General features: G+C 75.6%; 2 protein-coding genes. One reads left to right on the forward strand and one right to left on the reverse strand.

Annotated elements, in window-relative coordinates; genetic code table 11:
• The coding region (locus DW309_RS16705) for a hypothetical protein (RefSeq protein WP_136046011.1) at positions 1 to 225 on the forward strand (225 nt) is incomplete at its 5' end.
• Between the two features lie 18 nt (positions 226 to 243).
• Here DW309_RS16705 and DW309_RS16710 read toward each other — a convergent pair.
• Positions 244 to 942, reverse strand: a 699-nt coding sequence (locus tag DW309_RS16710; protein WP_136046012.1) for an ROK family protein, incomplete at its 5' end; no start/stop codon positions are given.

Consider the following 942-nt stretch of genomic DNA (forward strand, 5'->3'; position numbering starts at 1 on the left):
GCGATCGGCATCGTGCTCACCCTCGGCACCGGCATGTTCGCCGCCATGGCCTGGGTCGTGCGCCGCATCGACGCCGTCGACGAGAAGCTCACCACCCGCATCGACACGGTCGAGGAGAAGCTCACCACCCGCCTCGACGCCGTCGGCGCCGACGTCACCGACCTCAAGATCGCCGTCGCCCGCCTCGAGGGACCACCCCGCCACCTGCTGACCGCAGCCCGCTGAGGGCGTGCGCGTGAGGGTTCAACGGAGCGCGAGGGCGGCGGCGCCGATGAGGGGCCCTTCGTCGCCGAGGCCCGAGCGCACGGCCCGGGTACGCCGGGAGTACGGGTGCACGGCGTGCGCGGTGAGCGCCTGCTGCACGAGGTCGATGTAGTCGGACGACACCCGCGAGAACCCGCCGCCGATGGCCACCACGTCGAGGTCGACCAGGGTCGCGGCGTCCGCGAGCGCTTCGCCGACCGCGCGGGCCGAGCGCTCGATGGCCGCGCGGGCGATCGCGTCTCCGGCTGCCGCGTCGCGCGCGAGGTCCTCCCCCGTCGCGCCGGTCCACCCCTGCTCCTGCGCCCAGGCGGCGCTCGCGGGGCCGGAGGCGATCTCCTCGAGCGTGAGCCCTCCCTCGCGGCGCACCTGACCGAGGTGACCCGCGTTGCCGGTGGCTCCCGGGATGTAGGCGCCGTTCACCACGAAGCCGCCGCCGACGCCCGTCGACACCACGATCGACAGCGAGGCCCCCGCGTCACGGGTCGCCCCGAGCCACGACTCCGCCAGGGCGAGGGCACCCCCGTCGTGGCCGAGCGTCGTGGGAAGGTCGCGGCCGAGCACCGCCGTCGCCGCGTCCCGCACCGCCGCCGCGAGGGCGAAGCCGTGCGCGAGCGGCATGTTCACCGGCTCGATGGTGCCCGCGACGCGATCCACCGGACCGGCGCTGCCGATCCCCGC

Source organism: Microbacterium sp. K41, assembly GCF_004794395.1.
GTDB lineage: Bacteria > Actinomycetota > Actinomycetes > Actinomycetales > Microbacteriaceae > Microbacterium > Microbacterium sufflavum.